The organism is Paracoccus pantotrophus (assembly GCF_008824185.1).
GTDB lineage: Bacteria > Pseudomonadota > Alphaproteobacteria > Rhodobacterales > Rhodobacteraceae > Paracoccus > Paracoccus pantotrophus.
The window spans coordinates 26,716-42,513 of record NZ_CP044424.1; the positions used below are offsets into that span (position 1 = coordinate 26,716).

Below are 15,798 nucleotides of genomic sequence, written 5' to 3' on the forward strand. Positions count from 1 at the left end.
CGGTTTGCGCGCCGGCCCACTACCTTGAAAGTGCTAAGATCAAAGTTGGGGTCTCGTGGAGCGCAAGCTTTGCGGGACCTTTTCTTTAGCCTGTACCGTGCCTCCTTTTTGTTGCTGCTCTGCCTCTCTTCATGTCTCGCCTTTCCAGCGATCGTGAAGCTCTTCGAGGACGTCCTGCGCGCGGGCATCAAGCCACTCCGCAAAGGCATCATCCACATCCGTCAGGTCCAGGCGAAGCGCCCGGCCAGATCTCTTGATAGCGCCCACGGGCGTGCCATCGATCACAAGGGCAGTGGTCTTCGATCTCGGCTTCTTGCCGAGCGTCGAGCTCACACTCTTTTTTACATGCCGCGCAACGGCCTCAAAAGCCGCCACCGAAGGATCCACCTGCGGATCCTCATCCGCCTGTTCGTTCGCGGCCTCCTTGGCGCGAACATCAAGAGCAATACGGGAAAGATCGTCGTTCTCGATCCGGCTGTCGGCAAGCTCCTTGGCCAAAGCTTCCCATCTGGGACGGCCGACGCCGTGCGCCGGTCCGATTGCATGGGCCAGTGCAGTTCCGATCGCCTTGGCAACCGAGATCGACATCGATACCGCCGAACGGGTCACGTTGAGCACTTCGGCAATCTGTGCCTGCGAGCCAAAGCCACTATCGAGCAGTTCCTGAGCGAAGAGGGCACGCTCGATGTAACTCAGGTCACGTCTACCAGTATTCTCTGAAACCTGAGCGCGGAGTGCCGCCGTATCGTCCAGGTTAGCGATGAGGGCGCGAACCTTGCTCACTTTGTCGGAGGCACGAATGGCCTCAAGACGGCGGCGTCCATAGACGAGGAGATACCGATTGGGGTCGGTCGCATGGCGCCGAACAAGGATGGGCACAGTCTGCCCGTTTTGTTCAATCGACGCGCGAAGGTCGTGCACATCCTTTGGGTCGAGGCGATCCGAGTATCGCTCGTCTTGGATCTCAGCCGGATCGAGCTCCCAAACATGGTGAGCATCGACAGCATCACGCGCCGACCGCAGGGCCCGATTGCTAGACATCATGCTACCAGGGGCAGGGGGCGTCCCTGCCGCTGCAAGACTATCCAGCATGGACATGCGCTTCTTCTTGCTGTCGGTCATCAGCGCCCCCAAGTCTTCTGAATGAGCTGGGCAATCTCGTCGTTGACCGCATTCAGGCTTTCAATGGCCCGGTCATAGGTCGTCCGGGTGAACGCGCTGCGTTCGACCTCGTAAAGGGTCTGCTTGGTCAAACCGGCATCTGAGATGGCCGTCGACTTGAGCATCGGCGCGTTCAAAACCTTGTCGCCATACATCGTTCGCAAGAAGGCGACGATACGGTTCTGCGGTGCGTCTGTCGGCTCATACCGGGTCAAGAGATACCGCATCCAGTCATGCGACATGTCGGCCCCACTGTCGGCAATGACGTCCATCAGGTCAGCCGTCATTCTGAGGAACTGGCTCATCGACATCACGTCGAGCATCTCGGGATGGATCGTAACGAGAACGCCTGTCGCGGCCGACAGCGCGGACATGGTCAAGAACCCCAGTTGCGGAGGACAGTCGATGACGACGACGTCATACCGCTCATCGACCTGCGCCAGCGCCTCCTTCACACGGAAAAAGAACAAACCCGCGTTGCCGCGAGAAAGCGCCCGCGGCGTCTCGTGCTCGAACTCCATCAGTTCGAGATTGCCAGGAATCAGATCGAGGTTCGGGATATATGTCTTGCGGATCACCTCGGCGATCGGAACCGGGTCTTCATAACGGATCGCATCGTAGAGCGTGCCGCCGTCCAGCAAGTCAAACTCAGGCTGAACCCCATGCAAGGCCGTGAGAGAAGCCTGCGGATCTAGGTCGATCGCCAGGATTCGGTAACCCTTGAGAGCCAACCGTTGAGCGAGATGCGCCGAGGAGGTCGTCTTGCCCGACCCACCCTTGAAGTTCATCACGCCGATGATCTGCAGATGGTCACCTGCGCGACGCCCGGGCAGGTAGTCTCCCGGCTTGCGAGCCGTTTTGTCCAACAAAACGCGCAAGTTATGGATGTCGTCGGCCGAATAGTGTCGCCGGTTCCCCGATGAAACTTCCGGCGACGGCCCCTTGCCATCAAGGTGGAGCTTCCTGAGGTATGAATCGTTGACGCCCAGCAGAGCAGCTGCTTCCCCAGAGGTGAATTTGCGCATAGACTTGGATGCGTCGGGCGGAAACAGGCTCTCACGCTGCGAATGCAGTTGCGCCGCCAGCACCTCAGAATGCTGACGGATCACAGCGTTCAGGTCTTCCTGTGTATCGGCTCTGCTCATCTGCCCTCGCGCGCCCGTGGCGTGTTCACGGAATTTGGCGTTTAGTCGCCCTTTTCCGTGACTATTGCCGGAGGACTCAGATTCGTGCAAGCTCTTTCTAAATCTGGTGTCAGGCGCTGCATGATGCACAAGAGTAGCCCGGGCTCGTGGACAGGCTTGCCCAAGCAACCAGCATGATATACATTCCTGAACGTATATCCACTCAGGAGGTCACGATGCAGGTCGCGAAATGGGGCAACTCGCTTGCCGTCCGTTTGCCCGCCGAGCTTGTCCGGGAACTTGGCCTCAAGGAAGGTGATCAGATCGACCTGGTCAAGGACGACGGCCAGGTAAGAGTCCGTCGTCTGGCGCGTGCGGATGAGGTGCTGACGGGTCTGCGCCGCTTCCGGGGCAAGCTTCCCGCTGCGGAACGCCTGAGCCGCGAAGACGCGCATGAGCGCTGAATTCGCGGACACGAATGTCGTTCTGTACCTGCTCGACGACGGCCCGAAGGCCGATCGCGCCGAGCTCATCCTGGGGCAGGGGCCCCGGATCAGCGTTCAGGTGCTGAACGAGACGCTGGTAAACTGCCGCCGCAAAGCCGGCCTCAGTTGGGAGGAGGCAGGGACGTTTCTCGAAGGCGTGCGCGCCTTGTGCCCCGTCGAAGACCTGACCCTCCAAACACATGACGTTGGCCGCGCCTTGGCGGAACGTTACGGTTTCTCGATCTACGACGCGATGATCGTGGCAAGCGCTCTGGTTGTGGGCTGCACCACGCTGTGGAGCGAGGACATGCAAGATGGCCTGCTAGTCGAAGGGCAGCTTCGCATCGTCAACCCCTTTGCATGAGCGGACAGCTTCTGAGCCTGAAACTGACCACAGCCTTGTAATCCCTCCATGTCTTGGAGGATTTGCAAGGTAGCTCGACTACTCAAGCAGCCCCAGCCTTTCCGCCCGCTCCAGCAGCATCTTCACAGATGACGGCTGCCAGCTTGTCCGCCCGCGGGGCGTGCGCTCGCGCATCGCTTCCAGTCTGGTGCAGATCGCCTGAAGCGTGATCTCGGGGTCCGCGCCCTTGATGGCAGCGACGATGGCGGGCAGGCGGTCGTCGGTTTCGCGGCGGCCGGCGCGGTCCAGTACCGTGGGCGGCAGGAAGCCGTCCCGGACATAGGCGTTGACCGCGCGCAAAAGCCGGCTTTGCGTCCATTGACGCTCGTGGGGCAGGGGGCCGTTGACGATGCGCACCACATCTTCCCAGGCTAAGTCGGGCCGCAGGCGGCGGACATGGGGCACCCAGTCCTGCGCCGTCTCGTTCAGGCGTTCCATATAGCCGTCCTGCCGGGCCAGCCGCACCTTGCGCAGCGTTGCCGGATCCCGGACGCGCAGGCCCGGATTGCCGCCAACCCGGCCTTTGGTTCGTGCGCTGGCCAGCCCGGCCTTGGTGCGTTCGCGGATCAGGGCGCGCTCAAACTCAGCTGCGGCGCCGAGGACCTGGAGGGTGAACTTACCCTGCGGGGAGGACGTGTCGATCGGATCGGTGAGCGATCGGAAGAAGGCGTTCTTGGCCTCCAGCCGTTCGATCACCTCGAGGAGGTGGGAGAGCGACCGCGCCAGACGGTCGATGCGCACCACCACCAGCGTGTCGCCCTTGCCGATCCGCTCCAGCACCCGCGCCAGCACGGGCCGCGCGCGGTTCCCGCCCGAGGCCTGCTCCTCGTGGATCTCGACGCAGCCTGCGGATTTCAGGGCCTGCGACTGGGGCAGGGGGGTCTGATCCTCGGTCGAGACGCGCGCATAGCCGATCAGGGGCATCAAATCAGGCCGTTTGCAGTTTCATGTACCACTAATAAACGACCGTTTGTAAACGAATGCAAGTAGGTGCTCTCTCGTCGTGCTCGTCCAAAATCCCTTGGTTTCCTTGCGCTGAGCGCGATCTGAGAGATTTCACCGGCAGTCGCGCGCGCATACAATATAAAGAGCGAAGGCAACCGCCTCAAAATCACTTGGGTAATGTGCAAAAGAACAGTATTTTGCACATATGAAGACCCAAGCATGCACTTTTACTGATAACTTCAATGATCCCCTCATCACCATCGAGGAGGATGAAGCCACTCACGAAGAGGATCTCTGGTTTCTGCCGGGACCACTCGAAGAAGAACCGGATAATTTGCCTCTCGGGCCACGGACAGAACCGCCCGACACTGCTGTCATAGAAGATTGGGCAAAGGCAGAAGGCGTTCACGCTGCGCGACTCGCACGGGTTGCTGGACGCCTGGGTGCTCTGGATGACCGGCTGCTGCGTGGCCCGGAAGGCTGGCGGCATCGCCTCGCTCTTATCGAGGCAGCGGACCTTAGCTGGTTCGCAGGGGATCGGGTGAGTTCTGATCGTCTGGCGCTTTGGATATCGATGCGGCTGTCAGGTGCACAGGATGACCCAAATGCCCTGGCAAGAGTTGGATGGGCTGTTCGGCGCCTGACAGGCGGTCCCGGTCCGAAGGCTGACTTGGCCGCCTTCCTGGATCGCCGCGATCCCGAGAACATTGAAGACAGCGCTGAACGTTTCGAAGATCGCGCGGGCGGATGGTTGGACGTAATGGCTGCAGCAGCCGATCTCCACCCGATCACGCGTGCTTGCATGGGCTTTCATCTCTGGAGCCTGGCTGGCCTCGGACAGCGCGGCGACCAGATGGAAGCCGCCGTCACCGCGTCCAGGATCGCGGCCAGCGACGGAAGCGGCGCCGTCTTCGCACCGCTCGCCATGGGCGGGGCAGGGGGGCTGCGTGTTAGTGGTCCCCCGGTCGAGCGCCTCGCTCGTTGGCTTGAGGGAATGGCGACGTCGTGCCTGACTGCGATGCGGCACCTAGATGACATCGAGTCTTGGTTTGTGCGGGCAGAAACCGAAATGTCGCCGCTCTCGGGTAAGACCCCTCCGGCGCTGCTCGCCACACTTACGGAATGGCCGCTCGTTTCTGCGCCAATGGCCGAGGCCATTACAGGCGCCAGTAGAACTGCCGTTCAGCGCAACCTTGCTTGGATGGAAGCGCGAGGGCTAATCCGTGAGGTAACGAGACAAGGGCGCTATCGGTTGTGGTGCACCGCGAACTGAATACTGCTGATGGGCTTTCCGAATTCCTTGACGCACTTCTGTCCTCCATAGACCTATGCCCAGAAGGTGAGATGATCGGCAATCTCTGCAGCTATGCGCTGAAACGGCGCAGCCGCTTGTCGATCTCAGCCACGGGCAGGAAGACAGCATCATCCGCGCGCCAGACCTGCAGCGCGGAGATGAGAAGCTCGACTTCGCAGACACCGGCCGCGTGCAGTTCGTCAATGATCCAGAGTACGCCATGAACGCGCACGGCGCGGGCGGTGGCCACCTTGCGCAGCAGGTTGTCGCCGGTCAGGAGGATACCGTTCTCCTGGCAAGTTGTCGTCACGAGGGCGAAGCAGTCGTTGGCCGATAGGCGGCTATGCTCCCGCTTCAGCGCGAACACCCGCGCAACCTCTTCGCCTGGAAGGTCATAGGTGGCGAGGCCACCATCTTCGAGCATCCGCCATTCCTGCGCCGTGAAATCGAGGAGTTCCTCCTCGCGGATGGGCAGAGGCACAATGAACCGATAGGGCAGCCTCAACAGGACGTGCAGCAACGCCCCTTTCTTCAAGTCGATCAGACAACCGCGTCCCGCCGTTGCACCAGCGTCGTCAGGGCTTTCCCGGCAGATCCTTCAGCACCACGTTGTCAAGCATGGCATCGGCCAGCAGGCGCTTGAGCTGCGCATTCTCGTCCTCAAGCTGCTTCAGCCGCTTGGCGTCGGACAGGTCCATGCCGCCATACTTCGCCTTCAGCTTGTAGAATGTCGCGGGGCTCAGCCCATGCTTCCGACAAAGCTCGGACCTGGGCAAACCAGCCTCCTGTTCCTTGATCATCCCGATAATCTGCGCCTCGGTAAAACGGCCCTTCCTCATCTCGTCTGCTCCTTCAGATTCGGCAGACTCTACAGCACGGCGAGGGAACTTCCGGGGGGGCAGGTCAGTCGGGAAAACAGTCCACTGGACTGTTTTCTGATCCTCCTCATACGTCGCGACCCCATACGACCGGTGCCCGGAAACCTTCTTCTCTGCGATCATGCTAGCCGCAACCGTCTTGTGCTGGCTGTGAAACTCAATGAGGCTGGACCCTAAGTGAGCGGAGGCAATGATCCGTAGCTTCGGCGCTCAGTGATGCTTGCCTGATAGGAAAGCTCTGCTGCCCTCTGATTGCGCTGGGTTACTCTGATCCAACAGAATCCTCTGGCAGCAGTTCTGCAGGAAGGTTCTGATAGCAGACCGGACGCAGGAAGCGGCGGATTGCCATGGTGCCGACCGAGGTCGCCCCGAAATTGGTCGAGGCCGGATAGGGTCCGCCATGCACCATGGCATCGCAGACCTCGACGCCGGTGGGATAGCCGTTGACCAGAATCCGGCCCGCCTTGCGCTCCAGCACCGGCATCAGGCGCGCAGCCGCCCCGGTATCGCCCGCATCCATGTGCAGCGTGGCGGTCAATTGCCCGGCGAAACCATGCGCCAGTTCCACTATCGCGTCGGTCGAGGATGCTCGAACGACCAGGCCGAGCGGACCGAACACCTCCTCCGCCAGTCCGTGATCCGACAGGAAGGCGGCTGCCGAGACTTCGTAGAGGTTCGGCCCCACGCCGCGGCCCGTGCTGTCGGTGGTATGGACGGGGCGCACCGAATTGCTGGCATCCAGCCGCGCCTTTCCGGCGCGATAGGCATCCGCCATGCCCGCCGTCAGCATCATTTGCGGCGCGACAGCGGCCAGCGCCGCGGCCGTGGCGGTGACAAGGGCATCACCCGCAGCGCCTTCGGGAACGATGGCGATGCCGGGATTGGTGCAAAGCTGGCCCGCGCTGCCGGTCATGGACGCGGCCCAGCCTTGGCCGATCTGCGCGCCGCGCGCCTCCAGTGCCTCGGGCAGGATGAACATCGGGTTGACCGAGCCAAGCTCGCCGAAGAAGGGGATCGGCTCAGGCCGCGCCGCGCAAAGGTCGAACAGCGCCCTGCCCCCGCCGAGGCTGCCGGTAAAGCCGACCGCCTTGATCAGCGGATGCTGGACCAGCGCCGAGCCCACCTCGCGCTTTCCGCCCTGCACCAGCGAGAAGACACCGGGATGGATGCCGCACGAACGGATGGCGGCCAGCACGGCCTCGGCCACGATCTCGCTGGTGCCGGGATGGGCGGAATGGCCCTTGACCACGACCGGACAGCCGGCTGCCAGGGCCGAGGCCGTGTCGCCGCCGGCAACCGAAAAGGCCAGCGGAAAGTTCGAGGCGCCGAAGACCGCCACCGGCCCGACCGGGCGCTGCATCAGGCGCAAGTCCGGGCGCGGCAGCGGCTGGCGGTCCGGCAGCGCCGCGTCATGGCGCCGGTCCAGATAGTCGCCATCGAGGATCGTCTTGGCAAACAGCCGCAATTGCCCGGTCGTGCGGCCACGTTCGCCGTTCAGGCGTGCCTCGGGAAGGCCGGTCTCGCGGCAGCCGATCTCGGTGATGTCGGCGGCCCGTGCCTCTATCTCATCCGCGATGGCGTTCAGGAAGGCGGCGCGATCCGCGCGCGTGCCGTAGCCATAGGACCAGAAGGCATCCTCGGCCGCCCGCGCGGCGCGGTCCACGAGTTCAACCGTTCCCATCGAGAAACGGTCGGCCGGGCCCTGGGCGGGTTCGTTCTGGAATGTCTCGTCCGAGCCGACCCATTCTCCGGCGATCAGATGCTTGCCATGCGGAGTGAACGTCATTGCTTGCCTTTCTTGCAGTTTGGCGGGTCACCCGAAATAGCGAACCCGGACAGCGTCGATGGCCACGGCGATGAATATCATCACGCCGCCGATCATGCCGACATAGAAGGAGGGGACGTTGATGATGGCCAGCCCGACCTGGATCACCGTCAACAGCAGCACGCCGCCCAGCACGCCGCGCACATTGCCGCGCCCGCCGAAGACGCTGACGCCGCCGATGATCGGGGCCGCGATGGCATAGAGCAGATAGCTGGAGCCCTGGTTCGAGGTGATCGCCATCTGCCACGAGGCCAGCAGGAACCCCGCCAGCGCTGCGAGAAAGCCCGAGATGGTATAGGTGATGACCTTGATGCGGGCGACGCGGATCCCGGCCGAATTCGAGGCGACGGGATTGCCGCCCACCGCATAGACCGAACGCCCGAGCACCGTGCGGTGCAGCACCACCCCCATCACCGCCAGGGCCAGCAGGAACACCACCGGCATGATCGGCCAGCCGCCCAGCGTCGCCTGCCCGATCCAGACATAGCCGTCGGAAAGATTGGTCAGCGTCTTGCCCTGCGTCAGCGCCAGCAGTGCGCCTTGCAGGATGATCATCATCGACAAGGTCTCGATCAGCGAAACCATCTTCAGCCGCGTGATGCAGAGCCCGTTGAAAAAGCCGATGAAGGTGCCCACGGCCAGCCCGACCAGCATGGCGATGAACCAGGGCAGGCCGAGGTCCGAATAGGCCAGCGCGCCCACCGCCGCCGAAAAGCCGGCATTGGCGGGGATCGACAGGTCGATCTCGGCCACAAGCAGCGGCAGGGCGACCGCCAGTCCCAGCATGCCCAGCACCGTTGCCTGCACCATCACGTTCTGCAGGTTGAAGACGGTCAGGAAGTAGTCATTGAAGGCGCCGAAGATCACCACCAGCGCGATCAGCCAGATCCAGACCACGTTGTGCAGCACCCAGCCCAGCACTGCGTGACCGTTCGCCTTGCCTGCGTCCTGCGCGGCATTGGCGGTTGCGTTGCTCATTGCCGGTTCTCCTTTTCCGGGCCGCGTCATGCCTGCACCGAGGCGCGCAGACGCTCGACGGAGATATCCTCTCCCGTCAGGGTTTCCTTGATGCTGCCATGGTCGAATACGCAGACGCGGTCGGCGGCGCGCACCAGTTCGTCCGTGTCGGTCGAAACGATAATGACCGAAACCCCGGTGTCGCTGAGTTCGTCGATGATGCGCAGCACGTCCTGTTTCACGCCCACGTCGATGCCGCGCGTGGGTTCGTCCACGATCAGCAGGCGCGGGTTCGTTGCCAAGACCCGACCCAGGCAGACCTTTTGCTGGTTGCCGCCGCTGAGGGTATCGACCGCATAGTCCGGGCTTGGCGCCTTGACGCCCATGGCGCCGAAATAGCGCGCGACGACGGAGGCCTCGGCCTTGCGGTCGATGAACCCCGCCCGCGACCGGGACGGCAGCGAAGACAGCGCGATATTGTCTCCGATGGACATCTGGCCCACGGCACCGTCCTTGCGGCGGTCATCCGAAAGATAGGCGATGCCCGCATCGAAGGCCGCGCGCGGGTTGGCCGGCAAGGGGCCCTCGCGCCCGCCGAGCCAGATGGTACCGCCGGCCGGGTGCAGGCCAAAGATCGCACGCGCCAGTTCCTTCGCACCCGCACCCGGCAGGCCGGTAAAACCCAGGATCTCGCCGGGGGCGATGTCCAACGCGTCGATGGACAGGTTCGTCCCGACCACGGCCCGCAGCCTGACGGCCGGCGTCTTGCCGGCATGGTCGCGGCGGCTGCGCTGGAACAGCTCCAGCCCCCGGCCCAGGACCAGTTCCGTCAGTTGCTCGGAACTGAGCGCGGCGACATTCTCGGACCCGCCAGCCAGGTTGCCGTCGCGCAACACCGACACCGCGTCGCAGATTTCCAGGATCTCGTCGTTGTAATGCGAAATGAAGATGAAGGTGACGCCCTCGGCCTTGAGCCGGCGCATGAAGTCGAACAGCACGCGCCGGTCGGCCACGGTCAGCGCGGCGGTGGGCTCGTCCAGGATGATGACCCTGCCACCCGAGAACATCGCGCGCAGGATGTTCAGCTTGCGCCGCGCCACCGCGTCCAGCCGGCCGGCCAGCGCAGCGCCGTCGATCCCCGATCCGGCCAGCATCCGCGCCGCATCCGCGCGCAGCTTCCTCCAGTCGACAAACCCGCCCTGCGTGGGCCAGATGCCCAGCATCAGATTCTCGGCCGCGGTCATGTTGTCGATGATCATCGGCTCTTGCGTGACCAGGAAGACGCCGGCCTCTTCCATCGCCTTGACATCGACATGGTCGAGCGGCCGGCCATCCATCAGGATCCGCCCCGAGCTGGGCGTGTTCTGCCCCGAGATGATCCCCACCAGCGTGGATTTCCCGGCGCCGTTCTCGCCCAGAAGGCCGTGGATCGTGCCGCGGCGGATTTCCAGCGAGACCCCGCGCAATGCCCGGACCGGGCCATAGGTTTTCGTCACGTCCTCGATCCGCAGGATCGCGTCGGCGGCCGTATCCATGCCCCGCGTGTCATGAATCGTCATCGGATCCCTCCCCCAACCTCAGCAGGCAGATGCCGGAGCGCGGACCGCTCCGGCAATGATCGAACCCGGCGATCAGGTATAGGGGATGCCCCAATCCTTTTCGGCCACGGCACCCCAGTGACGCGGATCGGCCGCATTCTCGCCGTTGATGACGAAGGGCGGGATGATCAGCGTCGGGCCGGTCTTGCCCTCGACGATCTCGCCCTTTTCCCAGAAGTATTTCTGGTTCTCATAGGCGCCGATCGGCACCGCCTCGCCCTTGAGCGCGTGCTTGACGATCATCTCGACCGCGATCTCGCCATAGGCGATGGGGTCTTGCGAGACGCAAGCGTCCATATAGCCCTCCTGGATCCATTTCAGGGCGACAGGCTCGCCGTCGATATTGACGAAGATGACATGGCCGTCCTCGCCCACCTTCTTCCAGCGTCCCTTCTGCTGCAAGGCCGTGGCGATGCCGCGCGCGGGCGAATCCGAAGGCGCATGTACCGCGTCCAGATCGGGGTATTCCGACAGGGTGGACAGCGTCACCGACAGCATCTGCTCAAGCTGGCCTTCGGTCGGGCGCTCAAGATACTTGATCTCGGGATATTGCGCGAAGACGGAATCCATCCCCTCCTTGCGCAACCGCCAGGCGACCGAAGCCAGCGCGCCATAGCAGTTCAGCACCGTGCCCTTGGGACTGCCGTGCTTCTTGACCAGGCGGTCCACGATTTCCTGCGCGGCCATCACGCCGCCCTGAAAGTTGTCGAAGCTGACGGTGATCGCGACATCGCCGCCATCGGCGGGCGTGTCGATGATGCCGACCGGGATCTTCTGGCGATTATAGCGCCGGATCGCCGACACGATGGCCTGGCTGTCGATCGGGTCCGAGATGATGGCCGAGGGTTGGGACAAGAGCAGGCTTTGCCATTGCTCAAGCTGGCGCGTATTGTCGAAATTCGCGTTGGTGGCCTGGAACTGGCCGCCGGCAGCCGCGACGGCGCGCTTGACCGCTTCCTCCTGGATCACGAAGAAATAATAGTCGAGGCTCTTGTTCGAATAAGGGATCGAAAGGGCGTTCTGCGCGAAAGCGCCCGGCCCCATCATTGCCCCCAGCCCCAGCGCCGCACCCCCCGCAAGCACATTGCGCCGGCTTACTCCGATCTGCTTAGTCATGACATCCTCCCAGATGCTGCCACTTATGTAGTATTACTAGTTAGTTGCCGATTCTGTCAAGCAGCACCGCATTGGAATCCGCCCCTTGTGGACGCAATTCTCGGTAGGAACTGACAGAAATTATTGGAAAATAGCAAATTCTTCTTATGCCCTGCGCGAATATCGTCCGCGCAGGCGCATTTTTCACGGAACTGAAGTTTTACTAGGTCAACGCATCGTTACATAGGATGAGCCGTCGAAGCAGCCCACGACCATCCCCGCGGCCTCGCGGGTGAAAAGACCGTTCTCGACCACGCCGGGAATGCGGTTCAGTTCGATCTCCATGGGAGCCGGATCGTTGATCACCGGGCCGCAATGGCAATCGAGGATGAAATTGCCGCTATCCGTGACCACCGGCTGGCCGTCGCGCATCCGCCGCTCGATCCGGGCGTTTTCGATGCCATGCTGCGCAAGGGTGCGCGCCACCATGCGCTCGGTCTGCTTCCAGGCGAATTGCACCACCTCGACCGGCAGCGGAAATTTGCCCAGGCAATCGACGATCTTGGTCTCGTCGGTGACGCAGATCATCCGCTTCGAGGCATGGGCGACGATCTTTTCCCACAAAAGGCAGGCGCCGCCGCCCTTGATCATGTTGAAGCTGCGGTCGATCTCGTCCGGGCCGTCCACGGTCAGGTCCAACTCGCCGATGTCGTTCGGGTCGGTGATCTCGATCCCGACCTCGCGCGCCACGTCGATGGTCGAGCGCGAGGTGGTGGTGCAGGTCAGCTTCAGCCCTTCGGCGACATGCTTGCCCAGCTCGCGCACGAAGAAATGCGACGTGGTCCCCGAGCCAAGGCCCAGCTTCATCCCGTCATGGATGAAGTCCTGGATCACGCGGCGGCCCGCGAGTTTCTTGGCTTCGTCCTGCTGGCTCATTCTCTTCTCCTCCGGCGCGGGTTTCGTCGCGCTGCTTCAAGGGTTTCAGATCTTGTCGGTCTGCCAGCTATCCAGCGCGGGAAGCTGGTCAGGGAACTCGCTGCCGCTGGCGATGGCGATGGCAGTCACCAGCATGTTGGTGACCAGATGGTGGTTCAGCCGCGAGGCCAGGGGCGTCATCAGTTCGGTCCGGTCATAGGGCAGCACCGCGATGACCGCGTCCGAGACCCGTGCCAGCGGACTGTCGCCAGCCGCGACCGCGACCACGCGGGCACCGCCGGCCCGGGCGGCCGTGGCGACCTCGACCATCTGCTTGGTATGGCCGGATTGCGAAAAGATCAGCGCGACATCGCCGGGGCGTGCGCTTTCCGCGTGCATCCATTGCCGTTGCTTGCCCAACAGCGCCTGGCAGCGCATCCCCAGACGCTGGAACTTGTGCTCGGCATCCAGCGCGTTCACCTCGGAAATGCCGGTGGCGTAGATGCCCGTCCAGCTTGCCGCCTGCAAAAGCTGCGCGCCCTCGGCCACCTGCTCGGGGTCCAGATCCTCGGCCAGGCGCTGGACCGCATTCAGCGAATTGCGGCAGGTCTTGCGGACGATATTGCCGATGCTGTCCTGCGGGGTGATTTGCTCATACGCGAAGGGTGCCGAAGGCACGAGGCTTTGCGCCAGGTTGAGCTTGAAATCCTGATAGCCGTCAAAGCCGAACCGGCGACAGAAGCGCATGATCGTCGGATCGCTGACCGAACACAGTTCGGACAGCCGTGCCATGCTCATATGGATCACTTCCGACGGTGCGGTGCCGACATAATCGGCCACCCGCCGCTCGGCCGGGCGCATCTCTTCGCGTTCGTGCAGGATTCGTTGCAGCAGGCTGACGGTCATGGCTTTCTCCTGGCCGCTATCCTGCGGCGGTGGCTTTCCGTTCGTGCTGCAACAAATCCGCCAGACGGGTCAACCTGTGGCCGGCGGCGACTTCGACCCCGGCGCCACCGCCCCATGGCACGGCATAGAACGGCACCGCCGCTGCCTTGGCCGTAGCCTGATCGACCGGCGTGTCGCCGACATAGGCCCAGGTGCCGGGCTGAAGCTCCATCGCCTCGGCCACCGCCATCAGGTGGCGGGCATCGGGCTTGCAGGCCGGGACCGCATCCGCCCCCACCGCTGCATCGAACAGATGGGCCAGGCCGAGCTGTTCCAGCACCTTGCCCGTCACGGCATGGTTCTTGTTGGTGCAGATGCCAAGCCGCAGCCCGGCAGCGCGCAAAGCCGCAAGATCCTCGGGGACGTGATCGAAGAATCGGGTCCGGCCGGCCGGATCGTCCAGATAGGCGTGCAAATAGCCCTGAAACGCATGCTCGACTGCCGCATCATCATAAGGAATGCCCTGGTCGTCGAGAATGTCGGTGATCAGGCGGCGGGGGCCGTTGCCGATGAATTGCTCGACATAGCGGGGATCGAGCTGGGGCCAGCCGTTGCCCCGGAAACCCACGTTCAACGCCGCGGCGATATCGGGGGCGCTGTCGATCAGCGTTCCGTCCAGGTCGAAAATGAACGCGGAATAGGCGGACATGAAAGCGGGCTCCTGCGGTTATTGATCGAAAATGGCATCGCCGAGTGCGGCGAAGCTGTCGCTCAGCGCCGGGTAGAGCGAGCAATAGATCTCATGCGCGCGCGCATGGACGTGGGCAGCAGCGGGATCGGGCGACTCGCGCGTCAGGTCGCGGCAGCATCGCGCAGCGGTGGCCGCGTCCGGCCAGACTCCCACGGCCAGCCCCGCCACCAGCGCCGCGCCGAAGGCCGCGCCCTCGGCCGCACCTTCGGTGGTCACCACGTCGCAATCGAACATGTCCGCCTGGATCTGGCGCCACAGCGCCGAGCGCGCCCCTCCGCCCGAAGCCTTGACGATGCGCCCGTCGATTCCCATCGGCCGCATCAGGGCGTGCATGTCGGCAAAGGCATGCACCACGCCTTCCATCAGGGCGCGGGTCAGGTCCGCCCGGCGGTGCCGGGCAGTCAGCCCGATGAAGGCCCCGCGCGCCGAAGGATCGGGATGCGGGCAGCGTTCCCCGTTCAGATAGGGCAGAAACAGCAGGCCCCGCGCGCCGGCAGGGCTTTCGGCCGCCTCGGCCACCAGTTGCTCGAACGGCGGCGCATCGGCGCAAAGCGTATCGCGATACCAGCCCATCGCGCCGCCCGCATTCAGCGACACGCCCATGCAATGCCACTTGTCGGCGGCGACATTGCAGAACACCTGCAACTTGCCGTCGGGGTTGTCCTGCGGCACATCCAGCGCCGCGGCCAGTATCCCTGCCGTGCCGATGGTGGTCTGCAGCTCGCCCGGCGCGATCACGCCCGAGCCGATGGTCTGGATCACGCTGTCGCCGCCGCCGCCCGCGACGGGCACCCCTTCGGGCAGGCCGAACAGCGCCGCGCCCTTGGCGGAGATCCGGCCGGTAATCTCCTGCGATTCAAAGACCGGGGGCAGCAGCGCCGGGTCGATTCCAGCGGTTTCGATCAGCCCCGCCGCCCATTGCCGGCGGCGCACGTCGAAAAACCCGGTTCCCGAGGCGTCCGAGACCTCGCTGGCCACCTCGCCGGTCAGACGCAGGCGCAGATAATCCTTGGGGTTCAGCATCAGGGCCATGCGCGCGAACAACTCGGGCTCATGGTTGCGCATCCACAGGATCTTGCCGCCGGTATAGCCGACCAGCATCCGGTTGTTGGTGGCGGCGAGCAACCCTTCCAGCCCGCCAGCCGCCTCGGTCAGCGCCGCGCATTCGGCGCCGTTGCGCTGGTCGTTCCACAGGATTGCCGGGCGCAGCACCCGATGATCCGCGTCCAGCGGCGTCAGCCCGTGCATCTGGCCCGACAGGCCGACGCAAAGGATCTCGACCCCCGGCGCCTTGGCCAGCGCCCCGGCCACGGCCTTGCGCGCGCCCTCGATCCACAATTCGGGATCCTGCTCGGTCCAGCCCGGACGCGGCTGCGACAGCGGATAGGTCGCGGTATCCGCCGCGATCACCGCGCCGTTGGTGCCGATCAGCAGCGCCTTGCACCCCGAGGTGCCGATGTCGATGCCCAGGAGCGCCTGCAT

General features: G+C 63.7%; 15 protein-coding genes and 2 pseudogenes. 4 read left to right on the plus strand and 13 right to left on the minus strand.

Annotation, left to right across the window (positions count from 1 at the left end):
- Nucleotides 1-129: 129 nt before the first annotated feature.
- The gene (gene repB, locus ESD82_RS07520; RefSeq protein ID WP_123130498.1) at nt 130-1,122 is read right to left on the minus strand and encodes a plasmid partitioning protein RepB; all 993 of its coding nucleotides are present in this window, start codon (nt 1,120-1,122) and stop codon (nt 130-132) included.
- Complete coding sequence (repA, locus tag ESD82_RS07525; RefSeq protein WP_123130488.1) at nt 1,122-2,306, minus strand: plasmid partitioning protein RepA; 1,185 nt, start codon at nt 2,304-2,306, stop codon at nt 1,122-1,124. Before repA ends, repB begins: the two co-directional genes overlap by 1 nt.
- 215 nt (nt 2,307-2,521) lie before the next feature.
- Here repA and ESD82_RS07530 point away from each other — a divergent pair, with 215 nt between their 5' ends.
- Together ESD82_RS07530 and ESD82_RS07535 are read left to right on the plus strand one after the other, a co-directional pair.
- Entirely contained in the window at nt 2,522-2,749 is a 228-nt protein-coding gene (locus ESD82_RS07530; RefSeq protein WP_123130489.1) for an AbrB/MazE/SpoVT family DNA-binding domain-containing protein, read from the plus strand.
- Nucleotides 2,739-3,134 (plus strand): PIN domain-containing protein, encoded by a 396-nt coding sequence (locus ESD82_RS07535; RefSeq protein ID WP_123130490.1) that lies wholly within the window; start codon nt 2,739-2,741, stop codon nt 3,132-3,134. The genes ESD82_RS07530 and ESD82_RS07535 overlap by 11 nt, the downstream gene beginning before the upstream one ends.
- Before the next feature lie 78 nt (nt 3,135-3,212).
- On the opposite strand, the gene ESD82_RS07540 is transcribed toward ESD82_RS07535, so the two are convergent.
- A complete protein-coding gene (locus ESD82_RS07540; protein WP_123130491.1) occupies nt 3,213-4,097 on the minus strand; it encodes a recombinase family protein in 885 nt (294 codons plus the stop codon).
- A 226-nt stretch (nt 4,098-4,323) separates the two neighbouring features.
- Here ESD82_RS07540 and ESD82_RS07545 point away from each other — a divergent pair, with 226 nt between their 5' ends.
- Nucleotides 4,324-5,391: a hypothetical protein gene (locus ESD82_RS07545; RefSeq protein ID WP_147429486.1), complete on the plus strand. Its 1,068-nt coding sequence runs from the start codon at nt 4,324-4,326 to the stop codon at nt 5,389-5,391.
- Between the two features lie 91 nt (nt 5,392-5,482).
- On the opposite strand, the gene ESD82_RS07550 is transcribed toward ESD82_RS07545, so the two are convergent.
- Nucleotides 5,483-5,932, minus strand: coding sequence for a PIN domain-containing protein (locus tag ESD82_RS07550; RefSeq protein WP_147429485.1), 450 nt, complete (start codon nt 5,930-5,932; stop codon nt 5,483-5,485).
- A 23-nt stretch (nt 5,933-5,955) separates the two neighbouring features.
- Nucleotides 5,956-6,251: pseudogene (locus ESD82_RS07555) on the minus strand (transposase); the annotation flags it as partial.
- A 112-nt stretch (nt 6,252-6,363) separates the two neighbouring features.
- On the opposite strand from ESD82_RS07555, the pseudogene ESD82_RS07560 reads away from it, so the two are divergent.
- Nucleotides 6,364-6,444 (plus strand): annotated as a pseudogene (locus ESD82_RS07560) (IS5/IS1182 family transposase); the annotation flags it as partial.
- A gap of 108 nt (nt 6,445-6,552) precedes the next feature.
- Here ESD82_RS07560 and ESD82_RS07565 read toward each other — a convergent pair.
- The 8 genes from ESD82_RS07565 to xylB all read right to left on the minus strand — a co-directional run bounded on the left by ESD82_RS07565 (nt 6,553) and on the right by xylB (nt 15,798).
- The gene (locus ESD82_RS07565; RefSeq protein ID WP_147429484.1) at nt 6,553-8,076 is read right to left on the minus strand and encodes an aldehyde dehydrogenase (NADP(+)); all 1,524 of its coding nucleotides are present in this window, start codon (nt 8,074-8,076) and stop codon (nt 6,553-6,555) included.
- Nucleotides 8,077-8,103: 27 nt separating this feature from the next.
- Complete coding sequence (locus ESD82_RS07570; protein ID WP_147429483.1) at nt 8,104-9,093, minus strand: ABC transporter permease; 990 nt, start codon at nt 9,091-9,093, stop codon at nt 8,104-8,106.
- A gap of 26 nt (nt 9,094-9,119) precedes the next feature.
- The gene (locus ESD82_RS07575; RefSeq protein ID WP_147429482.1) at nt 9,120-10,631 is read right to left on the minus strand and encodes a sugar ABC transporter ATP-binding protein; all 1,512 of its coding nucleotides are present in this window, start codon (nt 10,629-10,631) and stop codon (nt 9,120-9,122) included.
- Between the two features lie 72 nt (nt 10,632-10,703).
- On the minus strand, nt 10,704-11,786 hold the full coding sequence (locus tag ESD82_RS07580) for a sugar ABC transporter substrate-binding protein (protein ID WP_147429481.1): 1,083 nt from the start codon (nt 11,784-11,786) through the stop codon (nt 10,704-10,706).
- A gap of 207 nt (nt 11,787-11,993) precedes the next feature.
- Nucleotides 11,994-12,701, minus strand: coding sequence for a ribose 5-phosphate isomerase A (rpiA, locus tag ESD82_RS07585; protein ID WP_147429480.1), 708 nt, complete (start codon nt 12,699-12,701; stop codon nt 11,994-11,996).
- A 45-nt stretch (nt 12,702-12,746) separates the two neighbouring features.
- Complete coding sequence (locus ESD82_RS07590; RefSeq protein ID WP_147429479.1) at nt 12,747-13,586, minus strand: MurR/RpiR family transcriptional regulator; 840 nt, start codon at nt 13,584-13,586, stop codon at nt 12,747-12,749.
- A gap of 16 nt (nt 13,587-13,602) precedes the next feature.
- Nucleotides 13,603-14,274: an HAD family hydrolase gene (locus ESD82_RS07595; protein WP_147429478.1), complete on the minus strand. Its 672-nt coding sequence runs from the start codon at nt 14,272-14,274 to the stop codon at nt 13,603-13,605.
- Between the two features lie 18 nt (nt 14,275-14,292).
- Nucleotides 14,293-15,798 (minus strand): xylulokinase, encoded by a 1,506-nt coding sequence (gene xylB, locus ESD82_RS07600; RefSeq protein ID WP_147429477.1) that lies wholly within the window; start codon nt 15,796-15,798, stop codon nt 14,293-14,295.